The following is a 17,039-nucleotide window of genomic DNA, read 5'->3' on the forward strand; positions in this document are numbered from 1 at the left end:
TTAGCTTAACTCGTGTATTAACCAACCTTCTAGGTCTGAAATTTGTTCAGCCAGTTCAGGCCACATCTGACGCATTTGTACAATCAGTTTACGGACAGTGTCAGTTTGATAAACTTGTTCGCTCAACTGCTGACTAAGCCATTCTAACGGTGATGGTTCAAGACTATCCGTGAAAAATTGGCAACGTTTAATGACCCCTTTCTCGATATCAAAATGAAACTCAATACCTCCCCAAGGGAAACGAGTATCACTGTAGTGAGTAAAAGCGGGGGCTTGCCCAAAATTCCACTCCCAACGACTTTGTTTCGCAAAAGTGTCACTAAAATTGGGTAAATCTGGCAGTTTTTCAGGGGAAATAAATTCAGCGTCAACAGTTTCGCCGTAATAATCGAAGAAACTTTGTATAATGCCTTCACACACCTTTTCATGGCTAATATCCGCGACCAATTCGCACAAATTAGCCACTCGTGAGCGAACCGAGGTGATCCCTTTCGCCTGTAATTTTTTGGGATCGGGATTGAGGTAATCAGCTAAACGGTTTAAATCTGAATTAATTAATAAAGTGCCATGATGAAAGCCTCTATCTTTTGTTTCACGGTACGCTGAGCCGGAGATTTTACGCGGCCCATCAATCGTATTTAAGATTAAATCATTGCGTCCAGAAACTTCAGCGTCGATCCCCACACGCATCAAACCATCAACAATAATTTTTGTCGATATACTTTTATCATATTCAGGTTTGCCCGCCATAAAGGTGAAACAGGTATTGCCTACATCCTGAAAAACAGCCCCTCCTCCACTACTACGGCGAGCTAAGCGGACATTATCTTCTTCCATACGACGCGTGTTACATTCTTTCCATGGGTTCTGCGCACGTCCAATGACGACGGTATCCGCATTGCGCCATAAAAACATGACCCGCTGGTCTGCTGGCATTTGGCGAAAAATAGTCTCTTCTACAGCAAGGTTAAACCAAGGATCGAACGATTCAGATATCAATAAACGTAAGCTAGACATAGTGCTACCTTAAAAGCAAAATTTGCTCTTAAGATAGCATAAATAAAGATAAAAATGAGGCAATGACAGTGAAATCAGATGCGGCGAGCTTGCCAAAACACTTTTCGCCAATAGACGTTATCCATTGAAGAACGGATGACACCTTTACTGGTTGAAGCGTGAATAAAGGTATTATCTGTATCATAAATCCCAACATGTAAGCCATTTTCACCTGAACCGGTTTTGAAAAAAACCAAATCACCTGGCATTAAATCTGATTTATCAATACGGGTACCTAATCGGGTTTGATCTATCGTGGTACGAGGTAATTGAATGGCAAAACGATCATTAAAGGTTCGATAAACAAAACCAGAGCAATCAATACCGCTTTGACTCATCCCACCATAGTTATAAGGCGTGCCATACCACTGTTGTAATTGCTCCTTAAGTTGAGCAATTGTCATAATGGGATCCGATAATTGTGTTTTTAATGGCGGGGGCGGCGTCTTTTTTACCGATGTAGACGAACAGCCGATTAACACCAATGAAAACAATAATGGTAGATACTGCCATTTTATTATCATGCTGCACCCTGTGAATAAATCAGTGACATGTTTAATTTATTATCATAGCCGCTGAAAGATGAAAAATAAATAATCAGAAGTTTAAACTACCTCATTCTATTATTGAGACTTTGCTTTCACAGGTCGACTAATCAACCAGACGCCCAGAATAATAAAAGCAATTCCCCCTGCTTTTAGCCATGTCGCAGGCTCATTATACCAAGGCAAAATAACGGCTAATAGATAAACAAAAACATAGCTTAAGCTAATCAATGGATAGGCTTTATTAAGTGGAATTGATTTTAATGCCAATAGCCAACACAGCATCGATAAGGCATAACAAACTAAACCAACGCATACAATACTCAGATTAACCACATTGGTGATTAACCATTCGAGTTGCAACCAATGCCAGCCTAAAGTAAATGAAGGCAATCCCACAACGCCAGCTTTTAAGCTTAATTGTGCAATCGTGACTAATAGTGCGCTACCTATTACCCAAAAATAGCCTTTATTCATCCACTTATACTCATCAAGAAAATACCAAACATAATTGCCGCTACCCCTAACCAATGATTAAGACCTGTAGGTTCATGGTAAACAAATTGGCCAATTAAGGTAACTAACACAAAATTAATACTGAGCATAGGGTAAGCAATACTGAGTGGCATGCTTTCCAGTAGTTTTAACCAAAACAACATACCTAACCCAAGCATCAATACTGCTAGCAGCAGCCAACGAATGGCCGCTGCTGTTTTATTATGTTTATCACCTTGCCAGCAGACAACGGCTTGTTTTTGTGCAATTTGCCCAAGACACGTTAGTACGCTGACGAAAAGCAATAGGAATAATTGTGCAATCATTGTTTGTGATATACCACTATCGCAATACGCGAATTACTAATGACTTCATCAGGTTTAGGAATGTCAGGTAATCCCTCTTTACGGCCGAGCAAGAAGACGACCGTGACTTGACCTTCTTGACGCGCTTTTGCTAGCCAAGCTGCAAATTGATCCGGTTTCACCAAACGATGTTGACTGTCTGGATACTCTAGGCCGTAAGTCAATTCACCACTGCTATTATACAAGTAAATATTTGAGTTTTTAGTTTCCCAAGCCAGTCCAGCCGCAATACCAACGTTACTTGCCATTAAGTATTTGCTATCCATCAATAAATCATGATGCTTATGAATAAAACTTTGTGGCAATTTTGAATTAATGGTGTTGTTTGGCAGAGCACTACCGATACATAAGCTTACTGCGAGTGAACAAGATGCAGCCCATAACCAATACTTCGCATTTAACACGGTACATAGGTAACCAATGATGCCCCAAATGGAAAAAGCAACGATACCAAGCACCATTTTCGACCACTCATCCGCTTCATACAAAGGACGCTTAATCACCGTTCCCGCCACAATAATTGCGATCACTGCTAGAACACCAATTGCAACATTGATGATCCCATTGGCTTTTAAAGCTTTCATTTTACCGCTACGCACACAATCCACACCATATTTGGCCATAAGTAATGCGAGCGGAGCCATAAATGGCAACATATACGTAGGAAGCTTACCGCGCGAGATACTGAAGAAAATAACTGGCACAATAAACCAACAAAACAAGAAAAACATATCTGGATTGGATTTACGCTCTTTCCAACCTTTAATTAGCGAGCCTGGTAGCAGACCAGCCCAAGGGATACTTCCTAACAGGATAATAGGAATGTAATACCAAAATGGGGCGATATGCTGAGCATCATCAGCGGTAAAACGCTTAATATGTTCTATCCAAAAGAAGTAATTCCAATAATCAGGCTCTTGCTTGGCGATAGATAGTGCCCAAGGTAAGCTAATGATTACTGCGGAAATAATCGCCAATGGCCCATACTTCACCATCTCTAAGAAGCGTTTTTGATAAAGGGTAATCGGTAACATCACAATCACAGGAATCGCTAATGCTAAGAAGCCTTTTGTCATAAAGGCCATCCCACACGCTAAACCAAGGCATATCCAAGCGCCTAGTTTTTCTTTTATCCCTCTCGCCTTCATCGCCCATAGGCAACAGTACATACTTGCCGCAATCCACAATGATAACATCGGGTCGAGTACACTGTATGTTCCTACGGCAAATACGAGAAACATAGACACATAGATGAAGCTGGCAACATAAGCTACATGATTGTTACGCCACATCATTTTTGCCATGCGATAAATCAGTAGCGCACTGAGCAAGATGCAGAATACTGAACCAAAACGAACCGCAAAGTTAGTATCACCAAAGATCATTTGGCTGATATTGTTAATCCAATAGCCCGCAACAGGCTTTTCAAAATAGCGTATATCCAGCATATACGGCACGATCCAATCACCGCGTTGCAGCATTTCACGGCTAATTTCTGCGTATCGTGTTTCGTCTGGTTGCCAAAGTAAACGGCTATTTAACGGTAGCAAATAAGTTAAGATAAAAAAAAGAGCCAGCAGAGAGGCTCCTACTTTGCTCGCTCGGTTATTCAACATGCTTATACTATCCCTCTTCTTGGCAGCCAAGCCAGCCCTCACGCCCTGGGAATGGTGCACGAACCACTTTTCCTTTAGGCAGTGTGTTTATGTCTTCTGGCAGTAAATCACTCAATGTACAGAATTGGATTTCTTCTTGGGCAATTCGTTCCAATAATTGTGAAAATTGTTGTGATTTCGACATCCCTTCAACTTCGGTATGAATGGTGTAAACAGGCACACCTAGATCATCTTTAATGGCCTGTAGGATAAAATCATTAAAATCCTCATCACTCACAACAGTCCCAACAACTTCATCATAAGTGGGTAATGTGACAGGAATTTGTACTGTACCTATTGAACCATCTTGTAAAACAGGTCGAAATGGGTATTTACCACGACAGTCACTGTTATAGTGAAACCCAAATTTTTGTTTAACTTCCAAGACACGCTCATCACCTCGCCACCCTGCAACAGCCGAACAGGTCACTGGTTGCCCAATCGCTTGCTGCAATGCATCGACCCCCAATTTAACTTGCTCAGTCAATTGAGCATCGCTCCATTTGGCGACTTTAGCTTGCCAACCTTGATGATCCCAAGCATGTAATCCAACCTCATGGCCTTCATCTAAGGTTTGTTTCATTAAATAGCCTAAATCTTTAGCTATTTTTTTGCCGGGCCACGCCGTACCCGCAAGTAAAATATCGAGTCCATATAAAGAAGCTGCATTCGACCTTAGCATTTTCCACAGGAATTTAGGACGCAAAAGGCGCCATAAATGGCGCCCCATATTATCGGGTCCTACACTGAAGAAAAAGCTGGCCTGAATATTATGCTGTTTAAGCACTTTGAGTAGCTGTGGTACACCTTCTAATGTGCCTCGATAGGTATCCACATCAATTCTCAAGCCAACTTTTTTCATTAGTTCTTACCTAATTCTTCCACTGCACCTTGCAAGAAGAAATCCAGCGTTTCTTCAATGGTATCTTTCATGTCAATGGTTGGCACCCACTCTAGCAGGCGACGCGCATTTTCAATACTTGGTTTACGATGCTCAACGTCTTGATAACCTTTACCATAGTAGCTGCTACTTTCAATTTCACGGAAGCCCGCAAACGGAGGGAAGTGGCCACGTAATGGGTGATTTTCAAAGCTTTCAAGCAACATTTCCGCTAACTGACGAATGCTCGCTTCGTTCGTTGGGTTACCGATATTGATAATCTGACCGTCACATTTACCATCTTTGTTTTCAATGATACGGAACAGTGCTTCAATACCATCTTTAATATCAGTAAAGCAGCGTTTTTGTTCACCACCATCCACCAACTTGATTGGCGAACCTTCAACTAAGTTCAAAATAAGTTGCGTGATAGCGCGTGAACTACCGATACGAGCCGAATTCAAGCTATCTAAACGTGGTCCCATCCAGTTAAATGGACGGAATAGTGTAAACTTCAAGCCTTCTTTCGCACCGTATGCCCAAATCACTCGGTCTAACAATTGTTTAGACACGGAATAGATCCAACGTTGTTTGTTGATTGGGCCAACAATCAAGCGTGATTCGTCTTCATCAAACTCTTTATCATCACACATACCATAAACTTCAGAGGTCGATGGGAAGATAATACGCTTGTTATATTTCACACAGTAACGCACAACTTTCAGGTTTTCTTCAAAGTCTAATTCAAAGACACGCAGTGGGTTACGCGTGTATTCAATTGGCGTTGCAATGGCAACCAGCGGCAAAATGACATCACATTTTTTGATGTGATATTCGATCCATTCAGTATGAATGCTGACATCGCCTTCAATAAAGTGGAAACGTGGGTTACCAATGAAACGATCAATCGCCGATGAACTGATATCCATACCGTAAATATCATAATTATCATCTTGCAATAGACGCTCAGTTAAATGGTTACCGATAAACCCGTTAACACCAAGAATCAGAACACGCTTACGACGCTTGATTTGAGCGGTTGGCTTTGGTCCTACACGAACATCGGTGACGATGCCCATTTCGTTCGCCAGACGGTTTCCTTGCATATATAAGCCGGAATCGCCTTGTCCGCTAACGACTTCAATCGCACCTTCACCACAAGCGATACGCAGAGGATCGCTTGAGAGTACCGTTCCCGCACGTTTACCTTGATTGTCATCTAATACACGGGCACGCCAAATAACCATTTTACGCTCACCTAAATAGGTGAATGCTCCTGGATATGGTTCAGTCACTGCACGAACTAAGCAATCAATCTCTTTTGCAGAACGATTCCAATCGATCAAACCATCTTGCGCAGTACGACGACCAAAATAGGTTGCTTGGCTCTCATCTTGAGCGATCGCTTTATAGCTGCCCGCTTCAATTAATGGTAATGTTTTGTCTAACAAAACTTCAGCAGCTTCACGAACTTTTGCATGTAAAGTCAATGCGGTATCTGTGTCAGTAATCGCGACTTTTTCTTGCGCAATAATGTCACCAGCATCCGCTTTCGCAACCATTTTATGTAACGTGACGCCAGTTTCTTTCTCACCGTTCAATAGCGCCCAGTTAATAGGTGCACGGCCACGGTATTTAGGTAATAAAGAACCATGTAGGTTAAATGCCCCCTTAGGAGCGAGAGCCAACAGTTCTTCACTCAACATATCACGATAATAGAATGAGAAAATCACATCTGGTTTTAATTCACGAATACGTTCAATCCACAGTGGATGGTTCACGTTTTCTGGCGCGTAAACAGGAAGTTCCATGTCTGCGCTGACACGCGCTACTGAAGAGAAAAAGTGGTTTTCGTTAGGATCATCAGTGTGAGTAAAGACTGCCTGAATGTCGAAACCTGCTTTTTTAAGCGCTTTCAGCCCTACACAGCCAATATCATGATAGGCAAAAACAATAGCTTTCATTAGTTTTCTTCCTGATTTTTGTCAGTCTTATCACTAGCACCGACGACTTTTTGAATAAAATAACGGGGTCTCGCGCGCACATCATTATAAATTCTGCCGATATACTCACCTAGTAAGCCCATCGCGACAAATTGTGCACCGATAAACATAAACAGTATGGCGAACAGTGTGAATACGCCGTCGGCAGCCCAAGTTGCACCGAAGAGTAGACGTAATACAATTAACAACACTGCTAGCAAGAAACCACCGACTGCAATAATACTACCAACGACACTTAACAAACGTAGAGGCGCCGTTGTTAAACAAGTCAGTAGGTCATACATTAAATTAATCAGCTTCATAAAGCTGTATTTTGAATCACCAAACTCACGTTCAGCATGAGCGACATCAATTTCAATGGTTCTACGCGCAAACGTATTTGCTAAAATTGGAATAAATGTGCTTCTTTCATGGCATTGCAACATCGCATCAATAATGTGACGACGATAAGCGCGTAACATACAACCGTAATCGCCCATTGAGCGGCCAGTTGCTTTCGTGATCATCGCATTAATCATTTTAGATGCGGTTTTACGGAACCAAGAATCCTGACGATTTGCTCGGCGCGTACCAACTACATCATAACCTTGAGCCGCAGTTTGGACTAAACGTGGGATCTCTTCTGGAGGGTTTTGCAAATCTGCATCCAGAGTGATAACTAAATCACCATCTGCCTGATTAAAACCAGCCATAATTGCAGAGTGCTGCCCATAATTACGATTCAAAATAATCGCGATAACGTGGTTATCAGGATTTTCTGCCGCCTCAGTTAACATTTTAGCTGAACGGTCGCTACTGCCATCATCAACTAAAATTAACTCATAATCTTGCGTAAGTTGTTTACATGATTTAATTGTACGCTCAAGTAACTGAGGAAGACTTTGCTCTTCATTATAAACAGGGATTACAACAGAGACCTTTTTGATCTCTTCAAATTCATCTACAAATGACACTATTTTGACTCCAAAAGGATTTCATTTATCGCTTTAACAACCCGGTCAACATCTGCATCAGACATATCAGGGAAGAGAGGCAGAGAACAAAGCGTCGCGGTGTTCCATTCTGACTCTACAAGTGAGAGTTGCGGATATTTCTCACGGTAATATTTCTGTGTATGTGCTGCACGGAAATGCAAACCTGTACCGATATCATACGCTTTCAATTTTTCCATAAAGCTATCTCTATCAATACCACAGACATTTTTATCAACACGCACCATAAATAAGTGATTGGCGTGTAAATGCGGGTATTCAGGAACTGAAAGCATTTGCAATGGCGAATTTTTCAGCGCTTCACGGTAACGTGCCACCAATTGTGCGCGTCGTTGATTCATCTCTTCAACACGGGACAACTGAACAACAGCTATCGCAGCATGAATATCAGATAAATTATATTTTAGACCGGGTTCAACCACTTCGGCTTGTGGTTTTCGTCCTTGCATTTGTCTATCAAAAGCGTCAACACCAAGTCCATGGAATTTCAATGTACGAACACGTTGCGCCAGCTCGTCGTCATCAGTAACAACAAGACCACCTTCTGCACAGGTGACATTTTTAATGGCATGGAAAGAAAAAATGGCCGTGCCGTGTTGACCAACCCATTCCTCTTTATAACGGGTGCCGACCGCATGGGCAGCATCTTCAATTAATGGAACCCCCGCTTTTTGCGCAATAGCGCGTAAAGCGTCGAGATCACAAGGAGCACCTGCATAATGCACAGGAATTATCGCTTTCGTTTTCGCAGTGAGCGCTTTTTCTACCGCGTCAGGTTGCACCATTAGCGTATCACGGTCGACATCGATCATAACCGGTGTCGCACCTAGTAACTCAATCATATTGAGGGTGGATACCCACGTTTGTGAAGGCGTGATAACTTCATCGCCGGGACCAATCCCCAATGCCATTAACACAACGTGCATACCCGCAGTGGCTGAAGCTAATGCTATGGCATGCTTGCAACCATAACGCTCACAAAAATCTTGCTCTAACTGGTGGTTCTGAGGACCCGTAGTGATCCACCCCGAACGCAGAACTTTCTCTACTGCCTTAACCTCTTCGTCACCGATTGCCGGTTTTGAAAACGGAAGGAAATTGCTCATATAGTTTGCAGCCTAATTTTTTTATTAAGAAGAGAGTATTCTAGTCAAAGTTACTTTAACCGAACATCAACACCTGAAAACATTTATTATTACATAAAGCATAACCAAACAGACGATTAAAACAATTTTTCTACTCATCGTCAAAACTAATTACTCGCCAACTTTTGGCATCATTATTTGTGATTAAACTTATTTTACTTGCAAATATCTCAGATAAATTAACCTCAGTCATAACTTGCTCAGGTTTACCTGAAAAAATAATTTTACCTTCTTTTAACATCCAAATTCGGTTGGCATGTTGATAAGAGTGGCTAAGGTTATGACCACTCATTATAACCGTTCCTTGGCAATCACAAAAATATTTCGCCCATTTATCGAATCTGGATTGTTGAATAATATCCAAATTGTTCGTTGGCTCATCAAATAGGATAAATTTTCCACTTAAATCTTGACGATCCCAAACTTGCAAAAAAGTTGCAATAATACGTACTCGCTGCCACTCACCACCTGAAAGTTGTGCAATAGGTTTCATGAGCAACGATGTTAACTGAAAATCTCGGCATAGTTCCTCAAACAGTGCAATTTGATAATCCGTTGACGAATGGAAAAGGGTTAAATATTGAAACACCTTTAAAATAGGCTGTGTCGCAACTTGCTGAGGAAAATAGGCTCGCTGTTGACGTAGATCTTGAGTTCGATACTCTTTAAGTGCCCTACCATTGATATTTAACTGACCTGTAAAATTCAAAAAACCGCTCATCCCATTCAACAGTGTACTTTTACCAGCCCCATTTGCGCCGAGTATATGGATTTGCTCCCCCGGAAATACGGATTCATTAATATTGATAAGTCGATGCTCTAATGAAAATTGAATTAGCTCAATGGTGGGTTGTTCATTCATGCTCATATTTATCGCCATTGGTTATTACGCGCTAAAAGCCAAATAAAAATAGGGGCTCCTAAGGTTGCCGTTATCACGCCAATTGGCACTTCGGCATTAGCAATTAATATTCGGGACAAAATATCGGCTAATAATAACCCGCCTGCCCCCGCAATGGCACATCCTGGTAATAATGTGCGATTATCCGTCAAGCCAATTAAACGTAAAACATGTGGGATCACCAAACCGACAAAACTGATAGCCCCTGCAATAGCAACACTCAATCCAATTAAAACCCCTGTGACTATAATTAATACAAGGCGCCAACGATGATGAGAAAAACCAAGTTGATAAGCTTGTAACGAACCGAGGGACAAATAATTAAGTGTATTACCTTGGCAAATAGCCCATAACAAAAAAGGAGCACATGCCACAATTAATCCAAATTGACGCCAATCGATACCGCTAAAACTGCCCATCATCCAATAAAGTAGCTGACGCAAATCCAAGTTACTACTCATGTAAACCATCCATGTCATGATGGCACCGCATATTACGCCAAGGGCAACCCCTACAAGCAACAAGCTACTATTATTAAAATGTTTTACACGTGCGAAAAAAGATAATAGTAAGGTTAATAATAATGCACCAATAATGGCACCAACACTGATTAACCCATACTGAGTGATGCCATGGGATAATAAGACGGTCAATACGACTGCTACCCCCGCCCCATTACTGATACCCAATAGCCCTGGTTCCGCCAATGGGTTTTCAAATAGGGCTTGCATAATAGCCCCCGTCACCGCCAAAGATGCACCAATCGTAATAACAGCCAATAAGCGAGGAAAACGAATTTGCCAAACAAATAATTGCGCTGCCTCTTCACGCCATTGATGAGGCCATAACCACACTTCCCCCGCACAAAGAGAAAATAGTGCGATCACTATCAGCAATAGCCCTAGTACAGCAATACGTCGGCAGTCTGTTTTACGCTGTTTGGCCTGTAAGTATTCAACCGATTGATTCATTTAAAAATTATCTGATTTTTCCAATGGATTAAAGAATTATAGCTTTTTATGAAAGCAAAACCAAAGCAACGATTTTATGCTCCAACTTAGTTTTAGGAACATTATTAAATAAGGTATTATATGGCTATAAAAACTTCAAACACTCCAATAAATAAACTCGTATCATTTATTGAATTAGCCTTCCATCATGAGCAAAAAGGCTTTCTGGCTTCTATTCGCAAGATCATTAATTGTTGTAAAAGTTACTTTGGTATTCCTGCTCAATATCAGCATGAGTCAATAGAACAAAAAAATAAATCTATTGAGCTAATAAGTATCAAAAGATTAGATATACAGGAGCAAGAATCTTTGTTGCCACCTTCGCATTATAAAACATTTGATGAATTACAAGAGATGGAATCAAGAATAACACAGCAACAAACAGCAAAACGGATTGAAAAACAGAATGTATGCGCTATCAATGAGTATATTGGTATCGCTTATGAAGATCGCCTTAAATACCAACAAATTAATGAGATTGGTACGGCTATTTTATCTCATCCAAATTACTTATATGAAACAGGACCCTTTCGAATCTCAGGCAACAAACAGAGAGTTGAAATAATATTGCAGCATCTCGCTAGTAATAAATCTATTGATTCCTTTTTTATTCAACAAAATAATATTGAAGTATCTGATCTAACATCAGCATATAAAAAATTAGTTGGCAACGTGTTAGATGGCTCATCGAGTGAACGAAAAACATTATCGACTCTCTTCACAAAATATCATGATGCCGTCGTAAACAAAGCCGCAGTTAAACGTTTTATTGAAACAAAACCAACATTAGCAACAAGCGAAAATCATATTTTAGCCGTTTCTGATACAAAAATTGCAGCCTCACTGCCACCACTAAAAAAACAGCCATTGATATTACAAATAGCAGTACCTCTGCTGATCGAAATTGGCCGTCATGCAGAAAAACACCAGATGACCCCAGAAAATTTATCGATTGCCTTTGCCCCGACTCTCGATAGAACCGATTATTCTAAAACAACGGGAAATCCGCTTGATCAACTCAAACAAATAGAACTTGCACAATTACCGATTCATTATTTTAGCGCATTGTTGCATAGATAGACGTCTGAATATAAATTTTTACACCTTTAAATCTATAGCTACCGATACCATTGGTAGCTATTTAAAATATCGATAAATACATTCGTGTTATCCATTCTCAATAACCTCTAACGATTTTTTAACTGACCGTCCGAAAGTCCTCTTCTGCCTCAGTATAGATAGATAAAATTTATTGAGATAATGCTTTGCTATTAAAAAAATAAAAGACCGCCTAGGCGGTCTTTTATTAGCACTGCAAGTTTGCAATTACTCTTTCGGTGTTGCTTTTTCCACACGGCTTTTCAATTTTTGGCCAGGGCGGAAAGTAACAACACGGCGTGCAGTAATTGGAATATCTTCCCCAGTTTTTGGGTTACGTCCGGGACGTTGATTTTTATCACGTAAATCAAAGTTACCGAATCCAGATAATTTTACTTGCTCACCATTTTCTAAGGAAAGGCGGACCTCTTCAAAGAAAGTTTCCACAAGGTCTTTAGCATCACGTTTGCTAACACCCAGTTTTTCGAACAAATTTTCTGACATTTCAGCTTTAGTAAGCGCCATAGGTTTAGTCCCTCAAGGAGGCTTGGAATCGCTGTTTTAACGCAGCAACACACATATCAACGGTCGCGGTTATCTCTTCTTCTTCCATGGTACGAGCGGTATCTTGGAAGATGAGACTGATAGCCAGACTCTTGTAACCATCTGCTATCCCTTCACCACAATACACATCAAACAAGTTTATGCCAACTATATGATTTATGCCAACTTTTTTACACTCTGCCAGAACATCTGCGGCGGCAACGTCTTCTGGCACAACAACAGCGATATCACGGCGGTTCGATGGATAGCGTGAAATCGCCTTTGCATCAGGGATTACACGTTCTGTTATCGCATCACAGCGAACCTCAAAAATCACTGTACGACCATTTAAATCAAGTTTACGTTCTAACTCAGGATGAACAACACCAATGATACCAATATGTTCATTTTCCAGATAAATCCCAGCACTTTGTCCAGGATGCAACGCTGGATGTGCCTCAGGTTTAAATGTAATTTGATTCAGTTTGCCAGTCAATTCTAAAACAGCTTCGAGATCACCTTTTAAATCAAAGAAGTCCACAACTTGCTTATCTAATGACCAATGTTCTTCGAATCGATTTCCCGCGATCACGCCCGCCAGCATGGTTTCTTGGCGTATTTGATATTCTGCTTGATTATCAGGGATAAAGCGTAGGCCTGTTTCAAATAATCGAATTCTATTTTGCTGACGATTTTGATTATAGACGACGGTTGTCAAAAGTCCGGTTAACAGCGACAAACGCATCGCTGACATATCCGCTGAAATTGGGTTTGGTAACACTAACGCTTCTTGTTCAGGGTGAAGCAAGGCTTGTACTTTAGGGTCGACAAAACTATAAGTAATCGCCTCTTGGAAGCCACGGTCAACCAACAGCGCTTTGATACGCTTAAGTGGCAATTTAGCCTCTTTGTGTTCGGTCATGACAAGATCGGCACGTAACGGTACATCAGGAATATTGTTATACCCATATACCCGTGCAACTTCTTCGACCAAATCTTCTTCAATCTGCATATCGAAACGCCAGCTAGGTGCAACAACATCCCAACGGCCTTCAGACACCGCAACTTGGCAACCTAATCGCGTCAAAATATCGGTCACGACATCATCGGCAATAACATAACCAATCAATCGATCGAGTTTATTGCGTGTTAACGTAATATTTGCTGCTTTTGGTAAATATTCTGCATGGGTCGCATCGATAATTTCACCGACTTCCCCACCACAGATATCTAAAATTAATTGTGTCGCACGCTCAATTGCTTTGAATTGCAATTCAGGATCAACACCACGCTCAAAACGATGAGACGCATCCGTGTGCAAACCATAATTACGCGCACGACCCGTAATAGATAGTGGATTGAAAAATGCACATTCTAAAAGAATATTTTTCGTTTCACTGTTAACACCAGAATGTTCACCACCAAAAATACCCGCGATACCAAGTGCTTTTTGCTCATCGGCAATGACTAATGTATCCGTTTTCAGTGTCGCTTCACTACCATCTAGCAAGACTAGCTTTTCATCCTGCTTCGCCATACGAACGACGATAGCGCCGTTTAAGCGGTCAAGATCATAAGCATGCTGAGGTTGGCCTAATTCGAGTAGTACATAATTGGTAATATCAACAACCGCATCAATTGAACGGACACCACCACGACGTAATTTTTCTTTCATCCACATCGGAGTTGGTGCGGACACATCAATATTTTTGATGACGCGACCAAGAAAACGAGGACAAGCTTCTGGTGCTTCAACACGGATTGGGAATGTCTCTGAAGTGGTTGCTTTCACTGCGTTAATTTGCGGTTCGATCAGCTCATGCTTATTAATCACCGCAACATCACGAGCAACACCGAGAATACTTAAACAATCCGCTCGGTTCGGTGTAATGCTAATTTCAATAACACGGTCATCAAATTTCAAATAATCACGCAAATCAGTACCAATTGGCGCATCAAGTGGCAATTCAATGATACCACTATGATCATCAGAAATACCGAGCTCAGAGAATGAGCAAAGCATCCCTTCTGAAGGCTCACCACGCAATTTTGCTGCTTTGATTTTGAAATCACCAGGCAACACGGCACCCACCGTTGCAACTGCAACTTTCAAACCTTGACGGCAGTTTGGGGCACCACACACGATATCGAGTAGACGCTCACCACCCACATTGACTTTTGTGACACGTAATTTGTCCGCATTTGGGTGTTGGCCACACTCAACCACTTCACCAACAACCACACCTGTGAATTGCCCTGCCACCGGTTCAACACCATCAACTTCCAAACCGGCCATCGTGATTTGTTCAGATAATGCTTCACTGCTAATGGCTGGGTTTACCCATTCACGTAACCAAAGTTCACTGAATTTCATGAGAAAGTCCCGCCTTATTTAAACTGTTTGAGGAAACGAAGGTCATTTTCGAAGAATGCGCGTAGATCAGAAACACCATAACGCAGCATTGTAAGGCGCTCCATTCCCATTCCGAATGCAAAGCCAGAGTAGACTTCAGGGTCAATCCCCACATTACGCAGAACGTTTGGATGAACCATACCGCAGCCCAACACCTCTAACCATTTGCCATTTTTCCCCATAACATCCACTTCAGCAGAAGGCTCTGTGAATGGGAAATAGGACGGACGGAAACGAACCTGGACTTCTTCTTCAAAGAAGTTATTCAAGAAATCGTGCAATGTGCCTTTAAGGTTAGTAAAGCTGATATCTTTATCCACAATCAGCCCCTCTGTTTGGTGGAACATTGGGGTATGCGTTTGGTCATAGTCGTTTCGATAGACACGGCCTGGGGCAATGATACGAATTGGCGGTTGCTGACCGTTCATAGTACGAATTTGTACACCCGAAGTCTGGGTACGCAATAAGCGTTTAGCATCAAACCAGAAAGTATCATGGTCTGCTCGTGCTGGGTGATGAGCAGGAATATTCAAGGCATCGAAATTGTGGTAATCATCTTCAATTTCTGGCCCCGTTTCCACACTAAAGCCTAACTCACCAAAAAATTCTTCAATTCGCTGAATGGTACGGGTAACTGGATGTAATCCACCATTTTCCATACGACGGCCAGGTAATGAGACATCGATCTTCTCCGATGCCAAGCGTGCATTCAATATATCAGCCTGCATGGCTTCTTTACGCGCATTTAATGCATCTTGTACCTGTACTTTGGCTTCATTAATCACAGCCCCTGCTGCTGGACGTTCATCAGCTGGCAGATCACGCAACGTTTTCATCTGTAGTGTGAAGTGGCCACTTTTGCCTAAATATTCAACACGAACTGACTCTAACGTAGCAACATCTTGGGCCTGTTCAATGGCTGCTTTTGCCTGTGCAACCAACTCAGCGAGATGTGGCATTGTTTCCCCTTTATGACCTTCTGGTCGTTTTGCTAGTTATTCACCGATTTATTAAGTTATCACTTGCCATTCGTTAAATGGATAAGCACTTAACTGATTTTACTGCATTTTTCTTCAATCAAAAACAAAAAAGCCTCCTAGCGGAGGCTTTAGCGTAACTTTTAGTTTCTTTTCTTACGCGCGAAAGCCCCCGACATTCAGGTGCTAAAGTAAAAGAAGAAACGAAAAGCGACGATTAGCATATAATTAACTCGGTAAATAATGTGTACTATTAATGTAGTAACATAAAACAACATAAATGAAAAGAGGAAGTTACCTTCCTCTTTTCAAGCAAACATTAAGCTAAAGCGCCTTTCGCTTTTTCAACTAAAGCAGTAAATGCTGCTTTATCGAATACGGCGATGTCTGCTAGGATCTTACGGTCGATTTCAATAGACGCTTTTTTCAAGCCATTGATGAAACGGCTGTAAGACAGACCGTTCTGACGAGCCGCAGCGTTGATACGCGCGATCCACAGTTGACGGAACTGACGTTTACGTTGACGGCGGTCACGGTAAGCGTATTGACCAGCTTTGATTACCGCTTGAAATGCTACGCGGTAAACACGAGAACGTGCACCATAGTAACCTTTCGCCTGCTTCAGAATTTTTTTGTGACGTGCACGGGCGATTACACCACGTTTTGCGCGAGCCATAGCTATCTCCTATCGTCTTTAATCTTATTAACCAATGTTTACTTATGCGTAAGGCAGGCAGGCAACTACCAGACCCAGATCGCCCTTAGATACCATTCCTTTCGGACGTAAATGGCGTTTACGCTTAGTAGACTTTTTAGTCAGAATGTGACGAAGGTTTGCATGCTTGCGCTTAAAGCCACCGCCTGCAGTTTTTTTAAAGCGCTTTGCTGCGCCACGTACAGTTTTAATCTTTGGCATTTCTTTAATTTCCAACTTCGCATTGTGATAAACTACGAATTAATT

Annotated in this window: 17 protein-coding genes and 1 other annotated feature; of the genes, 1 reads left to right on the forward strand and 16 read right to left on the reverse strand. The window is 41.6% G+C overall.

Annotated features, from left to right (window positions below):
* The 11 genes from P2E05_RS11615 to btuC all read right to left on the reverse strand — a co-directional run bounded on the left by P2E05_RS11615 (window position 1) and on the right by btuC (window position 11,008).
* Entirely contained in the window at window positions 1-1,017 is a 1,017-nt protein-coding gene (locus P2E05_RS11615; protein ID WP_276122753.1) for a lipoate--protein ligase, read from the reverse strand.
* A gap of 74 nt (window positions 1,018-1,091) precedes the next feature.
* The gene (locus P2E05_RS11620; protein WP_154623366.1) at window positions 1,092-1,580 is read right to left on the reverse strand and encodes a C40 family peptidase; all 489 of its coding nucleotides are present in this window, start codon (window positions 1,578-1,580) and stop codon (window positions 1,092-1,094) included.
* Window positions 1,581-1,679: 99 nt separating this feature from the next.
* Window positions 1,680-2,078: a 4-amino-4-deoxy-L-arabinose-phosphoundecaprenol flippase subunit ArnF gene (gene arnF, locus P2E05_RS11625; RefSeq protein WP_154623365.1), complete on the reverse strand. Its 399-nt coding sequence runs from the start codon at window positions 2,076-2,078 to the stop codon at window positions 1,680-1,682.
* On the reverse strand, window positions 2,075-2,422 hold the full coding sequence (gene arnE / locus P2E05_RS11630) for a 4-amino-4-deoxy-L-arabinose-phosphoundecaprenol flippase subunit ArnE (RefSeq protein ID WP_154623364.1): 348 nt from the start codon (window positions 2,420-2,422) through the stop codon (window positions 2,075-2,077). The genes arnF and arnE overlap by 4 nt, the downstream gene beginning before the upstream one ends.
* Window positions 2,419-4,077: a lipid IV(A) 4-amino-4-deoxy-L-arabinosyltransferase gene (arnT, locus tag P2E05_RS11635; protein ID WP_163862041.1), complete on the reverse strand. Its 1,659-nt coding sequence runs from the start codon at window positions 4,075-4,077 to the stop codon at window positions 2,419-2,421. Before arnT ends, arnE begins: the two co-directional genes overlap by 4 nt.
* Before the next feature lie 7 nt (window positions 4,078-4,084).
* Window positions 4,085-4,978 (reverse strand): 4-deoxy-4-formamido-L-arabinose-phosphoundecaprenol deformylase, encoded by an 894-nt coding sequence (gene arnD / locus P2E05_RS11640; protein WP_247047057.1) that lies wholly within the window; start codon window positions 4,976-4,978, stop codon window positions 4,085-4,087.
* Complete coding sequence (gene arnA / locus P2E05_RS11645) at window positions 4,978-6,960, reverse strand: bifunctional UDP-4-amino-4-deoxy-L-arabinose formyltransferase/UDP-glucuronic acid oxidase ArnA (RefSeq protein WP_154623361.1); 1,983 nt, start codon at window positions 6,958-6,960, stop codon at window positions 4,978-4,980. Before arnA ends, arnD begins: the two co-directional genes overlap by 1 nt.
* On the reverse strand, window positions 6,960-7,952 hold the full coding sequence (gene arnC, locus P2E05_RS11650; protein ID WP_163862047.1) for an undecaprenyl-phosphate 4-deoxy-4-formamido-L-arabinose transferase: 993 nt from the start codon (window positions 7,950-7,952) through the stop codon (window positions 6,960-6,962). Before arnC ends, arnA begins: the two co-directional genes overlap by 1 nt.
* On the reverse strand, window positions 7,952-9,097 hold the full coding sequence (gene arnB, locus P2E05_RS11655; protein WP_154623360.1) for a UDP-4-amino-4-deoxy-L-arabinose aminotransferase: 1,146 nt from the start codon (window positions 9,095-9,097) through the stop codon (window positions 7,952-7,954). Before arnB ends, arnC begins: the two co-directional genes overlap by 1 nt.
* Before the next feature lie 130 nt (window positions 9,098-9,227).
* Window positions 9,228-10,004, reverse strand: a complete 777-nt coding sequence (locus tag P2E05_RS11660) for an ATP-binding cassette domain-containing protein (protein ID WP_247047059.1) — start codon at window positions 10,002-10,004, stop codon at window positions 9,228-9,230.
* A gap of 2 nt (window positions 10,005-10,006) precedes the next feature.
* Entirely contained in the window at window positions 10,007-11,008 is a 1,002-nt protein-coding gene (gene btuC, locus P2E05_RS11665) for a vitamin B12 ABC transporter permease BtuC (RefSeq protein ID WP_196713014.1), read from the reverse strand.
* 120 nt (window positions 11,009-11,128) lie between these two features.
* On the opposite strand from btuC, the gene P2E05_RS11670 reads away from it, so the two are divergent.
* Window positions 11,129-12,127, forward strand: coding sequence for a RhoGAP domain-containing protein (locus P2E05_RS11670; RefSeq protein ID WP_272689979.1), 999 nt, complete (start codon window positions 11,129-11,131; stop codon window positions 12,125-12,127).
* Window positions 12,128-12,373: 246 nt separating this feature from the next.
* Here P2E05_RS11670 and ihfA read toward each other — a convergent pair whose 3' ends face one another.
* The 5 genes from ihfA to rpmI form a co-directional block, all read right to left on the reverse strand.
* Window positions 12,374-12,670, reverse strand: coding sequence for an integration host factor subunit alpha (gene ihfA / locus P2E05_RS11675; RefSeq protein WP_004263721.1), 297 nt, complete (start codon window positions 12,668-12,670; stop codon window positions 12,374-12,376).
* Window positions 12,671-12,674: 4 nt separating this feature from the next.
* The gene (gene pheT / locus P2E05_RS11680) at window positions 12,675-15,062 is read right to left on the reverse strand and encodes a phenylalanine--tRNA ligase subunit beta (RefSeq protein ID WP_154623357.1); all 2,388 of its coding nucleotides are present in this window, start codon (window positions 15,060-15,062) and stop codon (window positions 12,675-12,677) included.
* Window positions 15,063-15,076: 14 nt separating this feature from the next.
* Complete coding sequence (gene pheS, locus P2E05_RS11685; protein ID WP_154623356.1) at window positions 15,077-16,060, reverse strand: phenylalanine--tRNA ligase subunit alpha; 984 nt, start codon at window positions 16,058-16,060, stop codon at window positions 15,077-15,079.
* A gap of 123 nt (window positions 16,061-16,183) precedes the next feature.
* Window positions 16,184-16,308: a sequence feature (Phe leader region), on the reverse strand.
* An 89-nt stretch (window positions 16,309-16,397) separates the two neighbouring features.
* A complete protein-coding gene (gene rplT, locus P2E05_RS11690) occupies window positions 16,398-16,754 on the reverse strand; it encodes a 50S ribosomal protein L20 (protein ID WP_004263714.1) in 357 nt (118 codons plus the stop codon).
* 42 nt (window positions 16,755-16,796) lie between these two features.
* Window positions 16,797-16,994 (reverse strand): 50S ribosomal protein L35, encoded by a 198-nt coding sequence (rpmI, locus tag P2E05_RS11695; RefSeq protein WP_004263702.1) that lies wholly within the window; start codon window positions 16,992-16,994, stop codon window positions 16,797-16,799.
* Between the last annotated feature and the right edge of the window lie 45 nt (window positions 16,995-17,039).

This window comes from Providencia stuartii (genome assembly GCF_029277985.1).
Classification (GTDB): domain Bacteria; phylum Pseudomonadota; class Gammaproteobacteria; order Enterobacterales; family Enterobacteriaceae; genus Providencia; species Providencia zhejiangensis.